The organism is Ruegeria sp. P8 (assembly GCF_056534665.1).
In genome coordinates, this window is sequence record NZ_JBQERC010000014.1 from 12,698 (window position 1) to 34,187 (window position 21,490).

General features: G+C 60.4%; 21 protein-coding genes. 12 read left to right on the forward strand and 9 right to left on the reverse strand.

Features of this window, described 5'->3' with window-relative positions; all coding sequences use genetic code 11:
* The first annotated feature begins 191 nt into the window (after positions 1-191).
* Positions 192-650, forward strand: coding sequence for an NUDIX hydrolase (locus tag ACR0BZ_RS15055; RefSeq protein ID WP_480488431.1), 459 nt, complete (start codon positions 192-194; stop codon positions 648-650).
* An 89-nt stretch (positions 651-739) separates the two neighbouring features.
* Complete coding sequence (locus ACR0BZ_RS15060) at positions 740-2,218, forward strand: inorganic phosphate transporter (RefSeq protein WP_480920629.1); 1,479 nt, start codon at positions 740-742, stop codon at positions 2,216-2,218.
* 9 nt (positions 2,219-2,227) lie between these two features.
* Here the strand turns inward: ACR0BZ_RS15060 and ACR0BZ_RS15065 are convergent, their stop codons facing one another.
* Both ACR0BZ_RS15065 and ACR0BZ_RS15070 read right to left on the reverse strand, forming a co-directional pair.
* Positions 2,228-3,202 (reverse strand): 2-dehydropantoate 2-reductase, encoded by a 975-nt coding sequence (locus ACR0BZ_RS15065; protein WP_480920630.1) that lies wholly within the window; start codon positions 3,200-3,202, stop codon positions 2,228-2,230.
* A 45-nt stretch (positions 3,203-3,247) separates the two neighbouring features.
* Entirely contained in the window at positions 3,248-4,240 is a 993-nt protein-coding gene (locus ACR0BZ_RS15070) for a pirin family protein (protein ID WP_480920665.1), read from the reverse strand.
* Between the two features lie 176 nt (positions 4,241-4,416).
* Here ACR0BZ_RS15070 and ACR0BZ_RS15075 point away from each other — a divergent pair, with 176 nt between their 5' ends.
* From ACR0BZ_RS15075 to ACR0BZ_RS15085, 3 genes are read left to right on the forward strand one after another with little or no spacing between them, the layout of a single operon-like run.
* Complete coding sequence (locus ACR0BZ_RS15075; protein ID WP_480920631.1) at positions 4,417-4,875, forward strand: MarR family winged helix-turn-helix transcriptional regulator; 459 nt, start codon at positions 4,417-4,419, stop codon at positions 4,873-4,875.
* Entirely contained in the window at positions 4,872-5,249 is a 378-nt protein-coding gene (locus ACR0BZ_RS15080) for a hypothetical protein (RefSeq protein WP_480920632.1), read from the forward strand. Before ACR0BZ_RS15075 ends, ACR0BZ_RS15080 begins: the two co-directional genes overlap by 4 nt.
* A gap of 38 nt (positions 5,250-5,287) precedes the next feature.
* Positions 5,288-5,602: a monooxygenase gene (locus ACR0BZ_RS15085; protein WP_480473648.1), complete on the forward strand. Its 315-nt coding sequence runs from the start codon at positions 5,288-5,290 to the stop codon at positions 5,600-5,602.
* 24 nt (positions 5,603-5,626) lie between these two features.
* Here ACR0BZ_RS15085 and ACR0BZ_RS15090 read toward each other — a convergent pair whose 3' ends face one another.
* The 4 genes from ACR0BZ_RS15090 to ACR0BZ_RS15105 all read right to left on the reverse strand — a co-directional run bounded on the left by ACR0BZ_RS15090 (position 5,627) and on the right by ACR0BZ_RS15105 (position 8,722).
* The gene (locus ACR0BZ_RS15090; RefSeq protein ID WP_480773903.1) at positions 5,627-5,971 is read right to left on the reverse strand and encodes a 5-carboxymethyl-2-hydroxymuconate Delta-isomerase; all 345 of its coding nucleotides are present in this window, start codon (positions 5,969-5,971) and stop codon (positions 5,627-5,629) included.
* Between the two features lie 58 nt (positions 5,972-6,029).
* Positions 6,030-6,956: an ornithine carbamoyltransferase gene (gene argF, locus ACR0BZ_RS15095; protein WP_480484533.1), complete on the reverse strand. Its 927-nt coding sequence runs from the start codon at positions 6,954-6,956 to the stop codon at positions 6,030-6,032.
* A 75-nt stretch (positions 6,957-7,031) separates the two neighbouring features.
* Positions 7,032-8,219, reverse strand: a complete 1,188-nt coding sequence (locus ACR0BZ_RS15100; RefSeq protein WP_480920633.1) for an acetylornithine transaminase — start codon at positions 8,217-8,219, stop codon at positions 7,032-7,034.
* A gap of 242 nt (positions 8,220-8,461) precedes the next feature.
* Positions 8,462-8,722, reverse strand: coding sequence for a zinc ribbon domain-containing protein (locus tag ACR0BZ_RS15105; RefSeq protein WP_209598147.1), 261 nt, complete (start codon positions 8,720-8,722; stop codon positions 8,462-8,464).
* Positions 8,723-8,796: 74 nt separating this feature from the next.
* On the opposite strand from ACR0BZ_RS15105, the gene ACR0BZ_RS15110 reads away from it, so the two are divergent.
* The 3 genes from ACR0BZ_RS15110 (at position 8,797) to ACR0BZ_RS15120 (ending at position 11,441) form a co-directional block, all read left to right on the forward strand.
* Positions 8,797-9,162 (forward strand): MerR family transcriptional regulator, encoded by a 366-nt coding sequence (locus ACR0BZ_RS15110; RefSeq protein ID WP_209505680.1) that lies wholly within the window; start codon positions 8,797-8,799, stop codon positions 9,160-9,162.
* Positions 9,163-9,214: 52 nt separating this feature from the next.
* Positions 9,215-10,099: a DMT family transporter gene (locus tag ACR0BZ_RS15115; RefSeq protein ID WP_480900261.1), complete on the forward strand. Its 885-nt coding sequence runs from the start codon at positions 9,215-9,217 to the stop codon at positions 10,097-10,099.
* Positions 10,100-10,205: 106 nt separating this feature from the next.
* Positions 10,206-11,441: an MFS transporter gene (locus ACR0BZ_RS15120; RefSeq protein ID WP_480920666.1), complete on the forward strand. Its 1,236-nt coding sequence runs from the start codon at positions 10,206-10,208 to the stop codon at positions 11,439-11,441.
* On the opposite strand, the gene ACR0BZ_RS15125 is transcribed toward ACR0BZ_RS15120, so the two are convergent.
* On the reverse strand, positions 11,438-12,241 hold the full coding sequence (locus tag ACR0BZ_RS15125; RefSeq protein ID WP_480920634.1) for an ABC transporter permease: 804 nt from the start codon (positions 12,239-12,241) through the stop codon (positions 11,438-11,440). The genes ACR0BZ_RS15120 and ACR0BZ_RS15125 overlap by 4 nt on opposite strands.
* A 126-nt stretch (positions 12,242-12,367) precedes the next feature.
* On the opposite strand from ACR0BZ_RS15125, the gene ACR0BZ_RS15130 reads away from it, so the two are divergent.
* Entirely contained in the window at positions 12,368-12,937 is a 570-nt protein-coding gene (locus ACR0BZ_RS15130) for a GcrA family cell cycle regulator (protein WP_267363457.1), read from the forward strand.
* 265 nt (positions 12,938-13,202) lie between these two features.
* The gene (locus tag ACR0BZ_RS15135; RefSeq protein WP_480920635.1) at positions 13,203-13,601 is read left to right on the forward strand and encodes a RidA family protein; all 399 of its coding nucleotides are present in this window, start codon (positions 13,203-13,205) and stop codon (positions 13,599-13,601) included.
* Positions 13,602-13,675: 74 nt separating this feature from the next.
* Here the strand turns inward: ACR0BZ_RS15135 and ACR0BZ_RS15140 are convergent, their stop codons facing one another.
* A complete protein-coding gene (locus ACR0BZ_RS15140; RefSeq protein WP_480920636.1) occupies positions 13,676-14,752 on the reverse strand; it encodes a DUF2235 domain-containing protein in 1,077 nt (358 codons plus the stop codon).
* A complete protein-coding gene (locus ACR0BZ_RS15145) occupies positions 14,730-17,021 on the reverse strand; it encodes a xanthine dehydrogenase family protein molybdopterin-binding subunit (protein WP_480920637.1) in 2,292 nt (763 codons plus the stop codon). The genes ACR0BZ_RS15140 and ACR0BZ_RS15145 overlap by 23 nt, the downstream gene beginning before the upstream one ends.
* Positions 17,022-17,185: 164 nt before the next feature.
* Here ACR0BZ_RS15145 and ACR0BZ_RS15150 point away from each other — a divergent pair, with 164 nt between their 5' ends.
* Together ACR0BZ_RS15150 and ACR0BZ_RS15155 are read left to right on the forward strand one after the other, a co-directional pair.
* On the forward strand, positions 17,186-18,085 hold the full coding sequence (locus ACR0BZ_RS15150; RefSeq protein WP_480920638.1) for a phytanoyl-CoA dioxygenase family protein: 900 nt from the start codon (positions 17,186-17,188) through the stop codon (positions 18,083-18,085).
* Positions 18,086-18,179: 94 nt separating this feature from the next.
* On the forward strand, positions 18,180-21,374 hold the full coding sequence (locus ACR0BZ_RS15155; protein WP_480920639.1) for a valine--tRNA ligase: 3,195 nt from the start codon (positions 18,180-18,182) through the stop codon (positions 21,372-21,374).
* The last annotated feature ends 116 nt before the right edge of the window (positions 21,375-21,490 follow it).

Here is a 21,490-nt window from a genome sequence, read left to right on the forward strand (position 1 = left end):
ACCCATTGCCGTGTTGCTTCCGGCAAGCGGCTTGGGCTTTCGGGGCTGTTGCACGAAATCTCACAAATCACAGTAAATTGACCGAAGAACCGGTCATAATCAGAAATAAGCGGACATTTCATTGAAGTCTGGCATTATTGTTGTTACGTCACACAGGTTTCGAAGACAGAAACAGGATTTGAAGACATCTCATGAGTGCTTGGCTGCGAAATATCTGGGAAGAGGTCGGACGCCCCTTGTTCCTGCGTCCCCAAAGGGTGCAGTTTGCGGCCCTGTGTACACGCAGGCATGAGGATCAGGACGAGGTTCTGCTGATCACCAGCCGCGAAACCGGGCGCTGGATCATCCCGAAGGGCTGGCCTGTCAATGGTCTGGACGGGTTGGAGACGGCCCTGCTGGAGGCATGGGAAGAGGCTGGCGTGCGCGCAGAAGCGGTCGACAAGGAGCCCGTCGGCCAATTCACCTATGACAAGATCTTCAAGGGCGGGTCGGCACAGTCGGTCCTGACCCGTGTCTACCGGGTTTCCGTGCACGAGCTGGCGGATGATTTTCCCGAAGTGGACAAGCGCAAACGTCAGTGGTTTTCACCGGCAGAAGCCGCCAAACGGGTTCAGGAGCCCGAGTTGCAGGCGCTGCTGCGACAGATGTAGCCGTTTCGCAACAATTTGATGGCTGCGCGCTTGCCCCTGAACCGGGAAACCGTTAGCTGCGGGCGATCTGCCAATCTTTGACCAAGCCCATGTCTGACACAAACTCAAAACCGCGCTGGCAGGCGCTTGACACCGACCTGCAACGTATCTCGCGCGTCGAAATTGCCAATCTTCATGTCGCCCGCCCGCTGCTGGCGCCGGGAATCGCACTGGCGTTCATGGTGCTTGCCGGATTGATGGCGGCGGTGCTGTTCGGACGGGCCGACGGCACCTATATCGTCGTGGCTGCGGCCGCGTTCGGGGCCTATATGGCAATCAATATCGGCGCCAATGACGTGGCCAACAACATGGGTCCCGCGGTGGGTGCGAACGCGCTGACCATGGGCGGTGCCATCGTGATCGCCGCCGTTGCCGAAAGCGCGGGCGCTTTGCTTGCGGGGGGCGATGTGGTCTCGACCATCTCGAAGGGGATCATCGACCCGGCCTCGGTGCAGAACAGCAACGTGTTCATCTGGGCCATGATGGCGGCGCTGATCTCGTCAGCCATGTGGGTCAATCTGGCGACCTGGATCGGTGCGCCGGTGTCGACAACACATTCGGTTGTGGGCGGGGTCATGGGCGCGGGGATTGCCGCTGCCGGGCTGAGCGCGGTGAGCTGGGGCACGATGGGCGCGATTGCGGCCAGCTGGGTGATATCTCCGGTTCTAGGCGGCGTGATTGCGGCGGCATTCCTGGCGCTGATCAAGACCAAGATCCAGTATCAGGACGACAAGATCGCCGCCGCGCGGCGTTGGGTGCCGATCCTTGTGGCGGTGATGGCGGCAGCGTTCGCCACCTACCTGTCGGTCAAGGGTCTGAAGCGGATCGTCAAGATTGATCTGCAGATGGCGCTGCTGATCGGTCTGGGCAGCGGTGTGCTGGTCTGGGCGCTGACGGTTCCCTGGGTGCGTCGCAAGTCCGAGGGGCTGGAGAACCGGACCCGGTCGCTGAAAACCCTGTTTGGCCTGCCATTGGTGATATCGGCCGCGTTTCTGAGTTTTGCCCATGGCGCAAATGATGTGGCCAACGCGGTCGGCCCCCTGGCGGCGATTGTCCACGCGGCAGAGTTCGGCGATTTCGCCCAAAAGGTTTCGATCCCGTTATGGGTGATGATCATCGGCGCGTTCGGGATATCGTTCGGTCTGTTCCTGTTCGGGCCCAAGCTGATCCGGATGGTCGGCAGCCAGATCACCAAGCTGAACCCGATGCGGGCGTTTTGCGTGGCGCTGTCAGCGGCGATCACGGTCATTGTCGCCAGCTGGCTGGGCCTGCCGGTCAGTTCCACGCACATCGCCGTTGGCGCAATCTTTGGCGTCGGGTTCTATCGTGAGTGGCAGTCGGATCGCAGGCGGAAACAGAACAATGGGCGAAACGCGACAGCGCAGAAGCTGGCCCCGGAAGAATACCGGCGGCGCAAGCTGGTGCGGCGGTCGCATTTCATGACGATCATTGCGGCCTGGGTCGTGACCGTGCCTGCCGCAGCCGCCATGTCGGCCGTGATTTTCTGGACATTGACCAGACTCGTCTGACGACTGCGATCAGAGCCTGATCTGTTCCGGGGACAGCGGATGATCGGGCGCGTGTTTGATCAGGTCAGACACTTTCGTGCAAAGGGGGGTGGGCACCCCGGTTTCGTGCCCCAGCCGAATGATATGGCCCTGAAGGCTGTCGATTTCCGTTTGCCGCTCGGCCATCAGGTCATAGGCCATCGAGGTCCGGGCGGTGGGGTCGATGGTGAGCATCCGCGCCGCGATCCGGCTGAACAAAGGTGTCGGCAGCCGCAGGATATGCGGCGTCATCCACGCCGGAAGCGGCGTTGTCGAGGCCACCGGATGCCCGGCCGCCTTGAGAACGGACAGCGCCTCGGCCATCTGATCGGCCATAAGGTTGCGCCAGTCACGGCTGAGCAGCTGATCCACAAGCGGCAGGCCCGACAGTGCGTTCAGCGCGTTGTTGAGGTTGATCACCAGCTTGCCCCATTGCACCGCCTCGATCCGGTCAGTTGCGATAACGGGCAGGTCCGGGCTGCTGAGGGCGGTGGCCAGATCGCCAGGGCCGTTCTGGATGACAATTTCGCCCGACGTGGCGCGGTGATAGGTAGCGGGGCCGTTCGGGACCACGTTGAAGGGGACCATACCCGCGCGCACATCCCGACCGGGCAGCGCCTTGCGCAGGGTTGCCGCATTCTCGATCCCGTTTTGCCAGGACAGGACGGGCGCGTCCCGACAGGCGGCGTCCGCGATATGACCGGCCATATCCGCCGTCGCCCCGGATTTGACGGTGACGATGACCAGTTCGGCCTGATCCAGGCAAGCGGGATCGGTGCTGAGTGTCAGGGCTTCCGCCGCAACATGGGCATTGAGGTCATCGTAATCCGTGACCGTCAGCCCATGTTCGCGAATGGGGTCCAGTACACGGGCACGACCCAGCAAGGTCACCGCATGCCCTGAGCGGGCCAGTAAACCGCCGCAGTAGCAGCCGATGCTGCCCGCGCCTGCGATGACAAGTTTCATGATACCCCCTCTGGTATACCAGAAAGGATCACCGCAAACGGACGGTTACACAAGCCCACCCGCCCCTGACGCCGCGCGCGGGCGGGCCAGCCGGGGCTTTGTCCGCTCAAACTGTTCTGAAATGGCGATAAATTCGCGGTCATCCCCTGTCGGAAGGCGGAAGGCGCCATTGACCCAATCGGCGCTTTTCCACTCATGAATCGCCGTCTCGATCTTTTCTTTCGAGGATGAGACGAAGTTCCACCAGATATAGCGATCATTATTCAGGGTCGCGCCGCCCAGCAGCATCAGTCGCGCGCCCTGCGGGCCTGCCCGGGCCGATAGCCTGTCACCGGGGCGGAACACCATCATGCGGCCTTCGTCGAACATGTCGCCTGCAATCTCGATCGATCCTTGCGTGACATAGACACCGCGATCCTCGTGGTCGTCGGGCAGCGGGAAGGACGCGCCGGGGGCAAGCTGAACATCCAGATAGAAGGTCTCGGACAGCATCGTCACGGGGCTGGTTTCGCCATAAGCGTTGCCGAGGATCAGCCGTGCGCTGACGCCCTTGTCTTGGATATGGGGCAGCGCGCCTTGCTTGTGGTGTTCGAACTCGGGGGCCATATCCTCCTGCGCTTCGGGCAGGGCAAGCCAGGTCTGAATGCCGAACAGCTTGTGGCCTTTGCCGCGCGTTTCTTCGCTGGTGCGCTCGGAATGGGTCACGCCACGGCCTGCAACCATCCAGTTGACCTCGCCGGGATAAATCATCTGGTGAGTGCCGAGGCTGTCGCGATGTTCGAATTCGCCCTGATAGAGGTAAGTGACGGTTCCCAGCCCGATATGCGGGTGCGGTCGCACGTCAATGCCACCTTCGGTGACGAATTCTGCCGGGCCGACCTGATCGAAGAAGATGAATGGGCCAACCAGTTGGCGTTTGACCGAGGGCAGCGCGCGGCGCACCTCGAACCCGCCCAGATCGCGGGCGCGGGGAATGATGAGTGTTTCCAGCGCGCCGTTTTCAGCTGCGTCGGTGGTGTGGGACGGGTTCCAGCTCACATTCGTATCCTCGGCCTTTTTGATCATCCAAAGCAGGTCTGCATTCGCTAAGTCAAAATATATGCAGGCCCGGGCCCGGCGTCAGTGCAGCCCTGCACGGGAGACGTGCATATTTGCGGCATTCGCGCGTGGTGGTGCATCTTGATACTACCCCTAACTAGAGATAAATGACTGCCATGACACACGAGACTCAAAACCGAGAAAACCAGGCCCTGGTATTGGCCCTGTTGCGCAGCCAGCAGTTGTTCATGCGTGCCATGGGACCGGTGTTTCGCGCCGGGGGTCTGACGGCACCTCAGTGGGATGCGCTGGAGACCCTGAACACCAAAGGCGCGCTGTCGATCAATGACCTGTTGCGCCTGACGCTGTCCACATCCGGCAATCTGGATGTTGTCGTCAAAAACCTGATTCAGGCCGGTCTGGTGGAAAAGACCGTTGATGAAACCGACAAGCGTGCCCGCGTTTTACGCCTGTCAGAAGCCGGAAAACAGAAAGTGGCCGCGTTCATGCCCGTCCACAATCAGGCGCTGGAGCAGATATTCGGACGCCTGAGCACCGAAACCAGACGCGAAACGATCAGAACGCTCAACCAGCTTCGCAAAAAGCTGCCCCAACCACAGAAAGGCGAGACATGACCAACAAAACCTTCCTGACCGCGCATGGTGTGATCTACATGTTTTTCGCATTGGCGCTTTTATTTGCGCCAACCATCCTTTGGCCCAATTATGGACTGCAACTGAACGATCGGTATGCCGTGTTTCTGTCGCAGCATAATGCGATTTTTCTGGGTGGCATCGGCCTAATCAGCTTCCTGTTTCGAAACACTGAATCCGGTACCGAGACGGCACAGAACATCCTGAAAGGTCTGATGGGGACCAACATATTGGGCGTTGTCATCACGCTTTATGCCTGTCTGACCGGGGTGTTCACCGGCTTTGGCTGGTCCGACCCCATCTTCTTTGCGCTGCTTGCCATTCTGAGCTTTGTGCAGCTTGGCAAGAACCGCTGATCACACCCCCTCCCCCCCTGAACGTGGAGCATTTGACCATGAGTACGATGAAAATCTGGGATCTGCATCTGGCCTATGACGGACCCGTAACCGCAGAGTTTCTGGCCGGAACAAAGGAACTGGCTGAAAGCATCGCCCAGGAACCCGGTGTCGTCTGGAAAATCTGGACCGTCGAAGAAGGCACGAACCATTTCGGATCGACCTATCTGTTTCGCGATCGCGCCAGTCTGGAGACCTACAAGGCGATGCACCTGAAACGCCTTGAGGCCATCGGGGTCGCAGTGACCTCGGATCATGTCTTTGATATCATGGAAGACCTCAGCGCGATCAACAACGCGCCGATACACGGCTGACGGACCCGGAGAGTACCCGCGCCATCAACCTGCCAGGCGCTTTGCATAGGTGGCGCGGGTCATCTCGACATCCTGCACGGTGATGCTGCCGACCTCGGGCAAGGTCTGGGCCAGAACGTCCAGAATGATGGCGTTAAGCTCGGCCCGTGTGGCCTCATCCCGGCCACGCATCAACAGCAGCGTGGCATGCACGAAGGTCTGTGGTTGCGTTCCGATGTAGGAATAGGCAATCGGTGCGGCGCGGATCTTGAGCGCTGAGGCGTCGATTTCATCATGTTTTGCGAGAACAGCATGCAGCCGCTCGCAAATCATCTGGAAATCATGAGTGTCGTCCAGAGATTTGGAAAATTCCAGTGTGACGTGAGGCATTGAATGCTCCGAAGGTCATGAGAGAGCCTGATGGCCCTCTCGAAACTGCAAGGTGATCCTAAACGCCAAGACACCAGCGCATGACGGCCTTTTGTGCGTGCAGGCGGTTTTCGGCCTCGTCGAAGATGACCGAGTTCGGTCCGTCCATGACCTCGGAGGTTGCTTCTTCCTCACGATGCGCGGGCAGGCAGTGCATGAACAGCGCGTCGGGTTTGGCATGTGACATGAGTTCCGCGTTGACCTGATAGGGGCGCAGCATGTTGTGGCGGCGTTCTTTGGCGGATTGGCTGTCATGCATCGAAACCCAGGTGTCGGCCACCACCAGATCAGCGCCCTCGACCGCTTTGTGCGGGTCCCGTTCGATGACGACTCGGGACCCCTTCTGGCGGGCAAACCCCATGAACTCTTCTTCCGGATCAAGCTGGGCCGGGCCGGAGAAGGTCAGATCGAAGCCGAACTGACCGGCGGCGTGCAGGAAGGAGGCGCAGACATTGTTGCCGTCGCCGGTCCAGACCACTTTCTTGCCCGCAATGGGGCCGCGGTGCTCCTCGAACGTCAAAACATCGGCCATGATCTGGCAGGGATGGGTGCGGTCGGTCAGGCCGTTGATGACGGGCACGTCGGAATATTCGGCCATCTCGGTCAGGATGGTTTCATCGAAGGTGCGGATCATGATCATGTCGACATAGCGCGACAGCACACGGGCGGTATCGGCAATGGTTTCGCCGTGACCGAGCTGCATGTCCTTGCCCGACAGCACCATGGTCTGGCCACCCATCTGGCGCACACCCACGTCAAAGGACACGCGCGTCCGGGTCGAGGGCTTTTCGAAGATCAGCGCGACCATACGGTCTTTCAGCGGCTGTTCGTCGTCAGGGGCGGCCTTGGGACGGCCCAGACGCGCCAGTTTCATCGCGCCCGCCTGATCGATCATGGACCGCAGCGCGGTGGCATCGGTTTTGTGGATATCGAGAAAATGGTTCATATCGCTTCGCTTTTGGCTGGTCGGGCGGTGGGGGCCAGCCCCCACACCCCCGGAGTATTTGGGAAAAGATGAAGCTCAGGCAGTTGCGAGCTGGGTTTCGATCTGATTGGCGGCCTTTTCGAGGCGGATCATGGCCTGGGCGATGTCATCCTCGGTCAGGGTCAGGGGGGGCAGCAGGCGGATGACGTTGTCGGCGGCGGGGACGGTGATGACCAGATTGTCATAGCCCGCATTGACCACATCTATATTTGGCGCCTTGCATTTCAGGCCGAGCATCAGGCCCGATCCGCGCACCTCTTCGAAGACCTCGGGGTGATCGGCGACCAGGCCTTCGAGTTTCTGGCGCAACAGGCCAGCCTTGCGGTTGACACCTTCGAGAAAGGCGGGTGTGGCGACCTGGTTGATCACCGCACAGCCCACGGCGCAGCCCAGCGGGTTGCCGCCATAGGTGGAGCCATGCGTGCCTGCGGTCATACCGGATGCCGCATCTTCGGTTGCCAGCACAGCGCCGAGGGGGAAACCACCGCCGATGCCTTTGGCGACCATCATGATATCCGGGGAGATCCCCGCCCATTCATGGGCGAAGAGCCTGCCGGTCCGACCGACGCCGCATTGCACCTCGTCCAGGATCAGCAGCAGACCGTGTTCGTCGCAAATGGCGCGCAGGGCCTTGAGTTCGGCATCGGGTACGGGGCGGATGCCACCCTCGCCCTGAATCGGTTCGATCAGGATGGCTGCGGTATTTTCCGTGATGGCGTCGGTGACACCGTCGAGATCGCCAAAGGTGACGTGGACAAAGCCCGGCAAAAGCGGGCCAAAGCCTTTGGTCATCTTCTCGGACCCGGCCGCTGCGATGCCCGCCGACGACCGGCCATGGAAGGAACCATCGAAGGTGATGATCTCAACCCGTTCGGGCTGGTCTTTGTCATAGAAATACTTGCGGGCCATTTTCACGGCCAGTTCACAGGCTTCGGTACCGGAATTCGTAAAGAATACCGTATCCGCAAAGGTGTGTTCGACCAGCTTGTCTGCCAGTGCCTGCTGTTGCGGGATGTTGTAGAGGTTCGAGACATGCCACAGCGCATGGGCCTGTTCCGTCAGGGCGGCCACCAGCGCCGGATGGGCGTGGCCCAGCGCGTTCACCGCGATCCCTGCACCGAGGTCCAGAAAACGTCGGCCATCCGCCTCGGTCAGCCAGGCGCCTTCGCCCTTTACAAATGACAGGGGCGCGCGGTTATAGGTCGGCAGAACGGACGGGATCATGGGATCATCCTTTTCGGGTCGTTTGAGCCTCGTGAGTGATACACGAAGGCCCGGTTCGTCAACAGATTTGGTGAGATTTGTGCCAATTTGGCAGGCACATGGGATCAAACAGGCCGATTACGCAGAGAGGCGTCGGCGTCGGAGCAACTGGATATGTGCGCGTTTGATCATGGCCGCTCTATAGACGTGAAAAGACAGCCTGAAAACCCTATTATTGCCGCAGGGTCAAAATTGCCGCCGGATCATCCCGCCGAGCGCCAGCGGTCGAGCTTGCCCATACCGCGGGTGAAAGCCCAGGCAAGGATGCGGGGCATGCCTTTGGCGACGAGGGCATCGACGCAATGAGACTGAAACTCTTCCAGCGAAGCGTCGGGGTGGCGGAACGCACCGTTTTCGTAACACAGCGAGCAGTAACGCGTGCTGCGCCCGCCGTCAGCTTCGGACCCGCCGCCCTGGGGATCTTTTGACAGCGGCATGCCGCAACTTTGGCATTTGGGACCCATGATGCTTGTCCTTGCAGAGAATGACTGTCTGACATAGGATCAAAACCATGGAGTTGAGTCAACGGTTTTGAAACATGCGGATCGGGGAACTTGCGCGGCGCAGCGGGCTGAGCCGCGACACGCTGAGGTTTTATGAACGGCAGGGGTTGATCCGGTCAGGCCCGGGGCCGGACAACACGAACAGCTATCGCGACTATCCCGAAGACGCGCTGATCACGCTGGAGCAAGTTGCCGATGCACAGGCGGCAGGCATCAGCATTGCAGAACTGGTCATGTTGCTGGGGCAGTTGGAAGCCGCCGATCCCGACAGCTTTGATGGCGAGGCGTTTTTGCAGGACCGGATTGACGAGGTCGAAGCGCGGATTGTGCGGGCGGAGCGGTTTCTGGACAGCCTCAAACAAGCCAAGGCGGCGCTGGCGGCCCCACCGGTTTTGCGCTGAGCGCAGAATTGCGTCTTGCCAAGGCCCCTTTTTTGGCGCACCGCTTTCGCCCATGTTCACCCCGAAGGCGCAAAATCCTGCTTTGGCCGCAGGGCTGATCTTTGTCGCGACCGCCTTTATCGCGGCGACGACGCTGTTGGCCAAGGCCTTGGGGACGGATACACTCGGGCCACCCTTGCACGCGATGCAGATCAGTCACGGGCGGTTTCTGTTTGCTCTGCTTGCCATCCTGTCGGCGGTCGCAGTGCTTCGTCCCCGGCTGGGACGGCCCCATTGGGGGCTGCATGTCGGGCGAACCAGCTTTGGCTGGGCCGGGGTGACGTTGATGTTCGCGTCTGTTGCGTTCATTCCGATGGCGGATGCGACGGCGATCTCCTTTCTGAACCCGGTCTTTGGCATGGTCCTGGCCATTCCGCTATTGGGGGAACGTGTCGGCCCGTGGCGTTGGCTGGCGGCGGCCGTGGCCCTTGTGGGTGCAGTGATCCTGCTGCGCCCGACACCTGCAAGTTTTCAGCCCGCCGCCCTTCTGGCGCTGGCGGCGGCTGCGTTTATCGGGATGGAGCTGATCTTTATTAAGAAACTGTCGGGGCGCGAGGCCCCGATCCAGATTCTGCTGATCAACAACACGATGGGGCTGGTGATCGCCACGGTCGCGGTCAGCTTTGTGTTTCACATGCCTACGCCACAGCAATGGGTTGCGCTGGTGGGGATCGGCCTGCTGATGGCCTGCGCGCAGGTTTGTTTCATCAACGGCATGGCACGTGCGGACGCGTCATTCGTGGCCCCGATCAGCTATGCCACACTGATTTTTGCCGCGCTGTACGATTTTGCGGTGTTTGATGTGATCCCCGACCGGATCAGCCTGATTGGTGCAGTCACGATTCTGACCGGAGGGCTGATCCTGGTCTGGCGCGAGGCGGTAAACCGCCGGACCTGACTGAAAAATCCGCCCCGGCGGTTCAGGGGCGACCTTTGTGTCGCAAATCCCCATGAACGGCAACGTGACCGACGCATTCTGGGCTGAGTTGATTTGCGAGTTTGTTATGCATGAACGCCGAATACCTGAATGGGTACGCCACGCGCCTGCCCCATCGGTGCGCGATTTCGGGATTCTGGCCGGAATCGAAGCCGTGGTGCGCGGTATTCTGATTTCGGTCTTTCCGCTGGCGATGTACCGGGCGCTGGGCGATGCCTCGTCCGTGTCATTCCTGTATTTCCTGATTGGCATCCTGTCCCTGCTGGTCGGGTTGATGGTGCCGTTCCTGATCCGTTTTGTACCGCGCAGATGGGCCTATTCCACCGGTTGCGTCATGTTCATCTGTGGTGCATCGCTGGCGATCGTGGGCAGCCCCGAGGCCGTGGTCGGCGCATTGGCCCTGAATACCATGGCCGCGGTTGTCACTTTCATCTGCTTCAACACCTATGTGCTGGATTACATCAGCAAGATCGAACTTGGCCGGTGCGAGACCAGCCGCATGTTCTACAGCGCTTTGGGATGGACGGGCGGCCCAATGGCCGGTGTCCTGCTGATGGAGCTGTGGCACCCTGCCCCGTTTGTCATCAGTGCCGGTGCAGCGCTGGTCATGCTGGCGCAGTTCTGGCGCATGCGTCTGGGCAATGGCAAGCTGATCACCAAGGCCCGTGGTCCGGCCAACAACCCGTTGGCCTTTCTTCCCCGGTTCTTTGTTCAACCCAGATTGGTTGCCGGATATCTGTTTGCAATGATCCGGTCCTGCGGGTGGTGGATATATGTGGTCTACCTGCCCATTTTCGCCATCCAAAACGGGCTGGGAGAACAACTGGGCGGCATCCTTCTGTCGTGCACAAACGCCATGCTGCTGGCCGCCCCTTTGATCCTGCGCTGGGTCCAGACGCGGTCGCTCAGGTCGGCTGTTCGCATCGGGTTTGCTGCTGCCGGGGGCTGCTTTTTCGCAGCCGGATTGGTCGCGGGATGGCCTGTCGCCTCGGTCGCTGCGCTGGTTCTGGGGTCTGTCTGGCTGATCGTTCTGGATATCTGCGCCGGATTGCCCTTCCTTATGGCCGTGAAACCGTCTGAGCGAACCGAGATGTCGGCGATTTATTCCAGTTACCGCGATGTCTCGGGCATTCTGACGCCCGGTATTGCAGCTCTGGTCTTGCTGGCGGCACCGGTGGCCGGTGTGTTCGCGGCAGGCGGGATTGCTTTGTTTGGGGCATGGGCTGTCTCGGCCCGCTTGCATCCGCGGCTGGGCGAACCCAAGCCTGCCCTGTCGCCCGATAGGCTGGCAGAGCCCGGTTAAGCCTTAAGCCGATAACCGGTACGCAGCATCTGCCAGGTGATCAGCCCGATGGCCAGCGTGGCAAAACCACAAACCGCCATGCCCAACCACGGTGAGCTGTCGGACACGCCGATCATGCCGTAACGCAGCCCATCGATCAGGTAGAAGACCGGGTTCAGATGGGTCAGGCGGTTCAGGACAGAAGGCAGCGCCTCGACCGAATAGAAGGTGCCCGACAGGAAGGCCAATGGCGTGACGATGAAGTTGGTGATCGCGGCCATCTGGTCGAACTTGTTCGCAAATATCCCGGCAAAGAGGCCCAGCGCGCCCATGAATGCGCCACCCAGAACAACAAAGATCAGCGCAATCAACGGGTGCTGGGGCGCGATGGACAGCAAAACCAGCAACGCAATCGAAATCACCAGCGCGATCATCAGGCCACGGGCGATGCCACCGGCAAGATACCCCAGCAGGATCTCGAGTGGGGACAGCGGCGGCATCAGCGTGTCGACGATATTGCCCTGCACCTTGGCAATCACCATCGAAGAGGAGGTATTGGCAAAGGCGTTCTGGATCACCGTCATCATCAGGATCCCCGGTGCCAGAAACACCACAAACGGCACGCCCATGACGTCAGGGCGGCTGGGCCCAATGGCGATTGTGAAGATCAGCAGGAACAGGCCAGCCGTGACCAGAGGCGCCAGAACGGTCTGGGTCCAGACCGAAAGAAAGCGCCGGATTTCGCGCTGCGCCAGCGTGTTAAGCCCCATCCAGTTGACCGCCCCAAAGCTGCGTTCGGTCTGTTCTGCGGGATTCTGCATGCTTTGCCCTCAACCTGATTCGAAGACAGCTTGTAACTCGGGCCGCAGTGTTTAGAATAGGGGGCTGAGACGAATTCCCAAGGCGGCCCGAATCCGGGGCCGCTTTCCGCTTTTGAAAGGCTGACGATGTCCTGGACAGACGAGCGCGTAGAACTGCTGAAGAAGATGTGGGGCGAAGGCCAGTCGGCCAGCCAGATCGCCAAGGAACTGGGTGGCGTGACCCGCAACGCGGTGATTGGCAAGGTCCACCGCCTGGGCCTGTCCAACCGGACAGCAGGCGCAGCCCCGGCCAAGTCCGAACCGAAAGAGAAACCGGCACCCGCGCCCAAGGCCGAAGCCAAGCCCAGACCCATGCCAAAGACAGAACCGGCGCGCCCGGCTGCTGCTGCCGAGGCGAAACCCGCCGTTCCGGCGCGCCGCCAGATCATCCCGGCCGGTCAGCCGCTGCCGCCGCAGCCCTCGGCCAACGAAATCAGCCCCGAGGCGCTGGCCAAGGTCAACGAGATCGAGAAGAAAGCCAAGAAGCTGACGCTGATGGAACTGACCGAGAAAACCTGCAAGTGGCCCGTGGGCGACCCCGCGACCGAGGATTTCTGGTTCTGCGGACTGCCGGTTGAGGCAGGCAAACCCTATTGCGAGGCGCATGTGGGCGTGGCCTTCCAACCCATGAGCTCGCGCCGCGACCGGCGGCGGTAATTGCGAACACAAGAACCTAAATCTTGTCTATGGAACGTGAAAAGGGCGCAGGCGTTTCGCCACGCCTCTTACCGGAGGCGTTGCATAGTCAAGAACGACGCAAGACGTAACGAGCTCTTACAAAGAAAACACCCTCGCTGAATGCTGCTAGGGTGTTTTAGTTCGGAGCGTCAACTTTGCGGACAAAGCCGCCGTCTGGTTTTCGGCCTCGGCCCCACAAAAAATATGCTACACCAACCTCACCATTATCAGGTGGAGGAGAGAGATGACATACGAGCGCAAGCTGATATCGAACGGGAATCCCATGGAAGACATCGTGGGCTTCAGTAGAGCTGTCCGGGTAGGACCATTCATCTCGGTTGGGGGCACTGCACCCGTTGATACAGATGGCAACACGGTGGGCGTGGGCGATGTTTTCGCCCAAACAACGCATTGCTTTGAAATCATCAAAGCCGCGCTGGAGGAAGCTGGCTCTGGTCTTGATGATATGGTGCGTACTCGCGTGATCCTCACCGATATCAACTACTGGAAAGAGGCGATTGAGGCCAGAAAGGCCTATTGCCGGGATGTCAAACCTGTGGACACGATTATGGCGATCGACAGGTTCATCAATCCTGAATGGCTGGTTGAAATCGAAGTGGATGCGTTTGTGGCCAACGCGTAGATCATTTCCGCTTTGGGCTCGAACCTGACATTGAAGTGCAGGTGATCTTGGTGCCACTGGCACATGGTAGCCTTTCACTGCGCGGGATGTGTCGGCAGGTTCGGCATCGCCACCCAGCCCGGCAATTCATCCGGCGCGACCGAGACATGCAGGCGTTCTGACTGGTCCCGCCCGACCTTGCGGTGTTTGCGCAGCAGAAAGATCTTGCCCCAGCCGCGCCAGGTTCCAACCGATTGCGCATGGGCATCCGTGGGGAAACGGGTGCGCCAGCCTTCGGGCATCGGCAGCCCGTGCATCTCGGCCTTGTCCAGCATCCAGATCAACGAGATATTGCTGAGCGGCCGGGCCTCTTCATAGCCGTTCAGCTGGCCGCCGATATCGCCATGGGTGCCACGGAACCAGACCTGTTCCACATGGCCATTGAACTCGGGCTTGCATCGCCACAGAACCGGCTCGAACACCTCGCGCGTTTCGTCGAGGGCCAGCGCGTGATAGCCATGCAGAGTGGCAGGGCCCAGCTGGTGGTTGTGAAAGGCATGACGATCCTCGGCCCAGCGCCACAGAAGCGGCAGGCGCAGGCCCAGCGCCTTGACCGTGTCCCAGACACCGACCATCTCGATCTTGACGTTGTCATGGCAGAACTTGCGGCGGAAATCGCGGGCGGCGGTGCCGCTGACATTACATTCATAGTGGCGGTAGGCTTGCAGGATATTCCGCTCGGTCGCGTGTTCGGCCTTGAGCAGGCCGATCATGTCGATCACTCCGGCCAGGCTGCGCACGCCGTAGGCTCCACGGGAATAACCGATGAAATAAATCCGGTCACCGGGCTTGTAGCGTGACGCCAGATAGCCATAGGCGCGGCGAATCTGGCGGTTGATGCCCCGGCCCATCATCACGTCCATGGTGGATTTCCAGCTTTCCCACTGCACGCCCGACTCGTAGAACACCGACACTTTGCTGCCCATTTCGCAGCACAGGCGATAGGTCTGACCGGCATGGGTTTCGAACCCCGGTTCGAGGGTGGACATGGTGCCATCTAGAATAATGACGTGGCTGATCGGCTCGCGGTGCCGCGTTTCGGCGGAGTGCTCGGACCGTAAGGGCCGCCCGAGCCATCCCAGAACCTTCCTACTCAGCCGCGACAGTTTCATGCGTCAGCAATTCCCAAACTTTATGAGGTGTGAAAGGCATATCCGCCTGCCGCACCCCGTGATCCCAGAGCGCATCCTGAACCGCGTTCGCCACAGCGGCCAGAGCGCCCACCGTGCCGGCCTCGCCGCATCCTTTCATCCCCATCGGGTTGGAAGTTGACGGCACCGGCGCCGAGGTAAACTTTATCATGGGTACGTCCACCGCGCGGGGCAAGGCGTAATCCATAAACGATGCCGTGAGCAGCTGTCCGTGATCATCATGCACCACATGTTCCGACAGCGCCTGCCCGATGCCCTGAACCACCCCGCCATGCACCTGCCCTTCGGCCAGCATCGGGTTGATAAGATTTCCGAAATCATCAACCACGGTGTAGCGGTCCACACGGGTTTCGCCGGTGAAGGAATCGATCACAACCTCGGCAACATGTGCGCCGTTAGGATAGCTGCGGGCATCCAGTTGCGCGCGGGACTCATGCGTCAGCAAGTCCAATCGCCCGTCGGCGCGGGCCATGGCCGCGGCTTCGGTCAGGGTCGGCGTCAGGTTCGAGCCCGGCGCGCGGAATGTTTCATGGTCAAATCGCACATCACTGTCCTCGACCCCCATCTTATCGGCCAGATAAGGCGTGAATGCGGCGATCATTTTGTCAATGGTGGCGAGGGTCGCGGTACTTTGCACCGTCACCGAGCGCGAGCCGCCCGTTCCGCCGCCATGGCCAAGCAGGTCGGTATCCCCCTGAATGACGGTGATCCTGTCCATCGGAACGCCGGTCTGATCGGACAGGAACTGGGCATAAACCGTCTCGTGCCCCTGCCCGTTCGATTGTGTACCGACATAAAGGTTCACAGTGCTATCCTCGCAAAACTCGACCTTCGAGTTCTCGGAAGGGTCGCCCAAAATACTTTCGATATAGTAACAAAGACCCTGCCCCCGGATCAGACCGCGTTCGGCATCGGCGGCCTTGCGGGCCTCGAACCCGCTGGTCTGGCTGGCCGCACGGCGCAGGACCATGTCGAAATCGCCGACATCATAGGTTTCACCCGTGGCAGAGGTGTAGGGGAAATCGCCGGGCCTGATGAAGTTTTTGCGCCGCAACTCCCACGGGTCAACGCCCAGTTCGCGTGCCGCGCGGTCCATCACGCGTTCCAGCACATAGATCGCCTCGGGGCGTCCGGCACCGCGATAGGCGTCGACCTGTGTTGTCGTGGTATAGAACCCCTCGACCCGGAGGTAGGTGGTCTGAACGTCATAGACCCCCATCAGCACCTTGCTGAACAGGCTTGTCTGGATCGCCTGCGCGAAATGGCTGTTATAGGCACCAAGGTTGACTTTGCTGTGGACGCGGTAGGCGGTGATCCGGTGATCTGCATCAAAGGCCAGCTCGGCCAGAGAGGTCAGGTCGCGGCCGTGGTGATCGGAGAGCATTGCCTCGGACCGGTCGGACATCCAGTGCACGGGCTGGCCTAGTTTCATCGCGGCCACGGCCACGCAGAAATATTCGGGATATGGCATCACCTTCATGCCGAACCCGCCCCCCACATCCGGGGTGGTGACACGGATCGCATCCGCATCGAGTTTCAGCTTTTGCGCCAGCTGTGCCTTCATCGCCCAGACACCCTGCCCGCCATAGGAAAAGTGCAGACGCCCGCCAGACCAATCGGCCTGACAGCCCCGCGGCTCGAGCGAGCTGATGATGACGCGGTTGTCTTGCACGTTCAGCGACACGGTGTGGGCGGCGGCCTGAAAGGCGGCCTTGGTCGCGGCCTCATCCCCCAGACCCCAATCAAACGCGCGATTGTCGGGCGCTTGAGGGTGCAGAGCCTCACCCCCCGCGTTCACGTCCAGCTTGGCGGGGCGTTCCCGGATGTCCATCCAGATCAGCTCGACCGCATCCTGCGCCTGCGCCAGCGTATCCGCGATGACAACGGCCACGGGTTCGCCCACAAAGCGCACACGGTCCTTGGCCAGCATATGCCGATCCGGCGCGGCAGAGCCGCTCCCGTCGCGGTTGGTCAAGGTTGCGGCATTCATCACCGTGTCGATGCCCGAGGCGGCAAGATCGTCCAGTGTCATGACCAGCCGCACCCCGTCAGCATCCCGCGCGGCCTCAAGATCCAGCGCAGTGATATCGCCATGGGCCACTGGGCTGCGGAAGAAAGCGGCAAACAGCGCATTGCCGGGCACGGCATCGTCCATATAGCGCCCCTGCCCGGTCAGGAACCGCTGATCTTCGGTCCGTTTGACGGGCTGGCTTTTGCCGAATTTTTCCATGGGATGCTCCTGTCGCTGCCTTGATGGCGACACTAGCCCTGTGCTTGCTTATGTCCAGCGCCTTGCATGAAAGCGTGTGGCGACACCGATGTCGTAAACAGGATTGCGGGAGCCGCAGAGGGATTCGTAGGCTGTTTTAAGATACAGCCTGCCGGAGGTCCCCCATGCCCGAACCCATTTCCCTGTCACAGGGCCGTCTGGACGCCCCATCGGTCGACGCGTATTGGCAAGACGGGTTTGCCTTTCCCATCACTGTCTTCTCGCCGGATGAGACCGCACAGTTCCGGGCCGAGCTGGAGCAGATCGAGGAGACCTGGCGCGTGGCTGACCTTCCGCTGCCGCTGAACATGTACAAGCGCCTGAACGCCCATGTGGTGATGCCGCTGGTCGCCCGTATCGCATTGGATCCAAGGGTTCTGGACGTCGTCGAAGGAATACTGGGACCGGATTTGCTGCTGTGGTCTGCGGAACTGTTCATCAAAGAGCCACGCACGACCCAGGTTGTTGGAATGCATCAGGACCTGACCTATTGGGGGATGGGCGAAACACCGGATCAGATGACCGCGTGGATCGCATTGTCGCCTGCCACGGTAGCAAGCGGCTGCATGGACTTTGTCAGAGGCAGCCACAAAAACCCGATCCTGCCCCATAACGATACGTTTTCAGACAACAACCTGCTGTCGCGCGGGCAGGAGGTGGCTGTCGATGTGGCAGACGAGGACAAAACACATATTGAACTGCAGCCGGGTCAGATGTCGCTGCACCATGGCCTTACAATCCATGGCTCGGGGCCCAATATGTCGGACGATCGGCGGATCGGGCTGGCGATCCGGTATCTGAACCCGAACGCACAGCAAAAAGTGGCGGACCGCGATTACGCGGTCTTGGCGCGGGGCGAAGACCGGGTGGGCAATTTCATCCTCATCGAACCGCCGACCGAGTTGTTTTCGGCACCAGCCTTGGCGCTTCACGCCCGCATCCGGGAGGATCAGGCCAAGGCGATGACACAAGGCGCGGCGCAAAGCACGCACCTGTACGGAAGCGAGGCGACCGGCACGGGGTGACTTCAGCAATCGTCGCCGCACAGGGCCTTCCCCTTCCCGTCTCCATTCGCTATTGCAGGCGCTGACCCGAATTTGTTGACGCAGGACGCATCCCATGGCGATGGAAAAGACATTCAACGCGGCCGAGGCCGAGGCCCGTATCTATGAGGCCTGGGAACAGGCCGGAGCCTTCAAGGCAGGCGCGAACCGTTCGCGTGATGAGAGCTTTTGCATCATGCTGCCACCGCCCAACGTGACCGGCGCGCTGCATGTGGGACATGCCTTTAACCATACACTGATGGATATTCTGATCCGCTGGCACCGGATGCGCGGGTTCGACACTCTATGGCAACCTGGTCAGGACCACGCCGGCATCGCCACGCAGATGCAGGTTGAAAAGAAACTGATGGCCGAAGAGGGCAAGAAGCGCACCGACTACGCGCGCGAGGAGTTTCTGGCCAAGGTCTGGGATTGGAAGGGGCAATACGGCCGCAAGATTATCGAACAGATGACGCGGTTGGGGAATTCCTGCGACTGGTCGCGCAATGCCTTTACCATGGCGGGCGCACCAGGTGACCCACGCACCGGGCACGAAAACTCACCCAACTTCCATGATGCCGTTATCAAGGTCTTCGTCGACATGTACGAAAAGGGCCTGATCTATCGCGGCAAGCGACTGGTCAACTGGGACCCACATTTCGAAACGGCGATTTCGGACCTTGAGGTCGAGAATATTGAAACGCCGGGCCACATGTGGCACTTCAAGTACCCCTTGGCGGGCGGCGAGACATATGAGTATTTGGAAAAAGATGAAGATGGGAATGTGATCTTTCGCGAAGAGCGGGATTATATTTCCATTGCAACCACGCGGCCCGAAACCATGCTGGGCGACGGCGCCGTGGCAGTGCATCCGTCGGATGAGCGCTACGCGCCGATCGTCGGCAAACTGTGCGAAATCCCGGTTGGACCGAAAGAGCATCGCCGCCAGATCCCGATCATCACCGATGAGTATCCCGATCCCGATTTCGGCTCGGGCGCGGTGAAAATCACCGGCGCGCATGACTTCAACGACAATATGGTCGCCAGGCGCGGCGGTATTCCGATGTACCGCCTGATGGACACCAAGGGCGCGATGCGGGCTGATGGCGCGCCTTACGCCGAAGAGGCGGGCAAGGCGCAGGAATACGCGCGTGGCAAAGCGTTCACCGAGAATGAGATCGACGCGATCAACCTGATCCCCGATCACCTGCGCGGATTGGACCGGTTCGAGGCGCGCGCCAAGGTGGTCGAAGAGATCACCCGCGAAGGTCTGGCTGTCATGTGTCCAGCGGACGATCCGCGTCTGGGATCGAGCCGGACTGAAGCCCGGCCTACAGAGGACGATGACGGTGGGCCGGGCTTCAGCCCGGCACTCGTCCCGCTGGTCGAAAGCAAACCGATCATGCAGCCGTTTGGCGACCGCTCGAAAGTCGTCATCGAGCCGATGTTCACCGACCAGTGGTTCGTCGACGCCGAAAAGGTCGTCGGCCCTGCGCTGGATGCGGTCAGGGACGGCACGGTCAAGATCATCCCCGAGTCGGGCGAGAAAACCTATTACCATTGGCTGGAAAACATCGAGCCCTGGTGCATCTCGCGCCAGCTTTGGTGGGGGCATCAGATTCCGGTTTGGTATGGGCCACACCCAGATGACGTAGAAAGCCATGAACGTGTATTGGAGTTCACTAGAAGCATCCCCGTCGGTGGAACATTGCCAATTCCTGACGAACTAAAGGAAGACTTTCGTATCGTCGCGCAAAATAGGAAAATTGAGTTCTGCGCCTCTTCAGAGGAAGATGCAAAGAATGCTGCTCGCAAGGTGTATTCGGAAGATTTTGAAATCGCTTCCCAAAGCTATGAAAGAAAGGTGTCTCATAGAACGGGGCGCGAAGATTTTATCTCTGGAGGCGGCCCGCTACGGATTTCTGAGCGCGCAAAAACAGTTGTCATCTGGCGCGACCCCGACGTCCTCGACACATGGTTCTCGTCCGGCCTCTGGCCCATCGGCACGCTGGGCTGGCCCGAGCAGACCGAGGAGATGCGCCGCTATTTCCCGACAGACGTTCTGATCACCGGCGCGGATATTCTGTTCTTCTGGGTCGCCCGGATGATGATGATGCAGCTGGCCGTGGTGAACGAGGTTCCGTTCCACACCGTCTATCTGCATTCGCTCGTCCGCGACGAGAAGGGCAAGAAGATGTCCAAGACCACCGGCAACGTCATCGACCCGCTTGAAATCGTCGACGAATTCGGCGCCGACGCGCTGCGCTTTACCAACGCTTCGATGGCGGCCATTGGCGGCGTTCTGAAACTGTCGCGCGAGCGCATCACCGGCTATCGCAACTTCGGCACCAAGCTGTGGAACGCCGTCCGCTTTGCCGAGATGAATGAGGTCTTTACCGACGCCGTACCGCAGCTGGATGTGGCAGACCTGAAACCCAAGGCCGCCGTCAACCGCTGGATCATCGGCGAAACCGCCCGCGTGCGGGCGGAGGTCGACGCGGCGCTGGAAAGCTATCGCTTCAACGATGCCGCCAACGGGCTTTATGCCTTTGTCTGGGGCAAGGTCTGCGACTGGTACGTGGAACTGTCCAAACCGCTGCTGCAAGGCGACGACGCCGCGGCGCAGACCGAGACTCGCGCCACCATGCGCTGGGTTCTGGATCAGTGCATGGTCCTTCTGCACCCGATCATGCCCTTCATCACCGAAGAGCTGTGGGGCCTGACCGGCAACCGCGCGAAAATGGTCGTCCACGCTGACTGGCCGACTTATGGTACCGAACTGGTCGACGCCGACGCGGATCGTGAAATGAACTGGGTGATCTCGGTGATCGAGAACACCCGCTCGGCCCGTGCGCAGATGCGGGTGCCTGCGGGTCTTTACGTGCCGATGCTGGTGACCGAGATCGACGCAAACGGACAAGCTGCGTGGGACCGCAACGAGGCGCTGATCAAACGTCTGGCCCGCATCGACAGCCTGACCAGCGCGGACGCGCTGCCCAAGGGCACCATCTCGATTGCCGCCCCCGGAGCCTCCTTCGGCCTGCCGCTGGCGGATATCATCGACATTGGCGCGGAAAAGGAGCGGTTGGAGAAAGCAAAGGGCAAGCTGGCCAAGGAACTGGGTGGCCTGCGTGGGCGTCTGAACAACCCCAAATTCGTGGCCTCGGCCCCGGATGAGGTGGTCGAGGAAGCCAAAGCCAACCTCGCCGCACGCGAGGAAGAAGAAGCCAAGCTGAACGAGGCGCTGGCCCGTCTGGCCGAGATCGCCTGATCTTCATCTTTTCAAAAATACTCATACCCCGAACCCCGCCGCTGATCCGGCGGGGTTTTCTTTTGCGCGTTCAGACCTTGCCCGTCCCTGCCGCCGCTTGTTAGCAATCACCAACC

Coding starts and splice junctions, on each gene's coding strand:
- ACR0BZ_RS15075 (WP_480920631.1), top strand. CDS start 4,417: ATGACACACGAGACTCAAAACCGAGAAAACCAGGCCCTGGTATTGGCC.
- ACR0BZ_RS15120 (WP_480920666.1), top strand. CDS start 10,206: ATGCATGAACGCCGAATACCTGAATGGGTACGCCACGCGCCTGCCCCA.
- ACR0BZ_RS15155 (WP_480920639.1), top strand. CDS start 18,180: ATGGCGATGGAAAAGACATTCAACGCGGCCGAGGCCGAGGCCCGTATC.
- ACR0BZ_RS15110 (WP_209505680.1), top strand. CDS start 8,797: ATGCGGATCGGGGAACTTGCGCGGCGCAGCGGGCTGAGCCGCGACACG.
- ACR0BZ_RS15140 (WP_480920636.1), bottom strand. CDS start 14,752: ATGAAACTGTCGCGGCTGAGTAGGAAGGTTCTGGGATGGCTCGGGCGG.
- ACR0BZ_RS15130 (WP_267363457.1), top strand. CDS start 12,368: ATGTCCTGGACAGACGAGCGCGTAGAACTGCTGAAGAAGATGTGGGGC.
- ACR0BZ_RS15055 (WP_480488431.1), top strand. CDS start 192: ATGAGTGCTTGGCTGCGAAATATCTGGGAAGAGGTCGGACGCCCCTTG.
- ACR0BZ_RS15090 (WP_480773903.1), bottom strand. CDS start 5,971: ATGCCTCACGTCACACTGGAATTTTCCAAATCTCTGGACGACACTCAT.
- ACR0BZ_RS15125 (WP_480920634.1), bottom strand. CDS start 12,241: ATGCAGAATCCCGCAGAACAGACCGAACGCAGCTTTGGGGCGGTCAAC.
- ACR0BZ_RS15115 (WP_480900261.1), top strand. CDS start 9,215: ATGTTCACCCCGAAGGCGCAAAATCCTGCTTTGGCCGCAGGGCTGATC.
- ACR0BZ_RS15145 (WP_480920637.1), bottom strand. CDS start 17,021: ATGGAAAAATTCGGCAAAAGCCAGCCCGTCAAACGGACCGAAGATCAG.
- ACR0BZ_RS15150 (WP_480920638.1), top strand. CDS start 17,186: ATGCCCGAACCCATTTCCCTGTCACAGGGCCGTCTGGACGCCCCATCG.
- ACR0BZ_RS15060 (WP_480920629.1), top strand. CDS start 740: ATGTCTGACACAAACTCAAAACCGCGCTGGCAGGCGCTTGACACCGAC.
- ACR0BZ_RS15105 (WP_209598147.1), bottom strand. CDS start 8,722: ATGGGTCCCAAATGCCAAAGTTGCGGCATGCCGCTGTCAAAAGATCCC.
- argF (WP_480484533.1), bottom strand. CDS start 6,956: ATGAACCATTTTCTCGATATCCACAAAACCGATGCCACCGCGCTGCGG.
- ACR0BZ_RS15085 (WP_480473648.1), top strand. CDS start 5,288: ATGAGTACGATGAAAATCTGGGATCTGCATCTGGCCTATGACGGACCC.
- ACR0BZ_RS15135 (WP_480920635.1), top strand. CDS start 13,203: ATGACATACGAGCGCAAGCTGATATCGAACGGGAATCCCATGGAAGAC.
- ACR0BZ_RS15080 (WP_480920632.1), top strand. CDS start 4,872: ATGACCAACAAAACCTTCCTGACCGCGCATGGTGTGATCTACATGTTT.
- ACR0BZ_RS15100 (WP_480920633.1), bottom strand. CDS start 8,219: ATGATCCCGTCCGTTCTGCCGACCTATAACCGCGCGCCCCTGTCATTT.
- ACR0BZ_RS15065 (WP_480920630.1), bottom strand. CDS start 3,202: ATGAAACTTGTCATCGCAGGCGCGGGCAGCATCGGCTGCTACTGCGGC.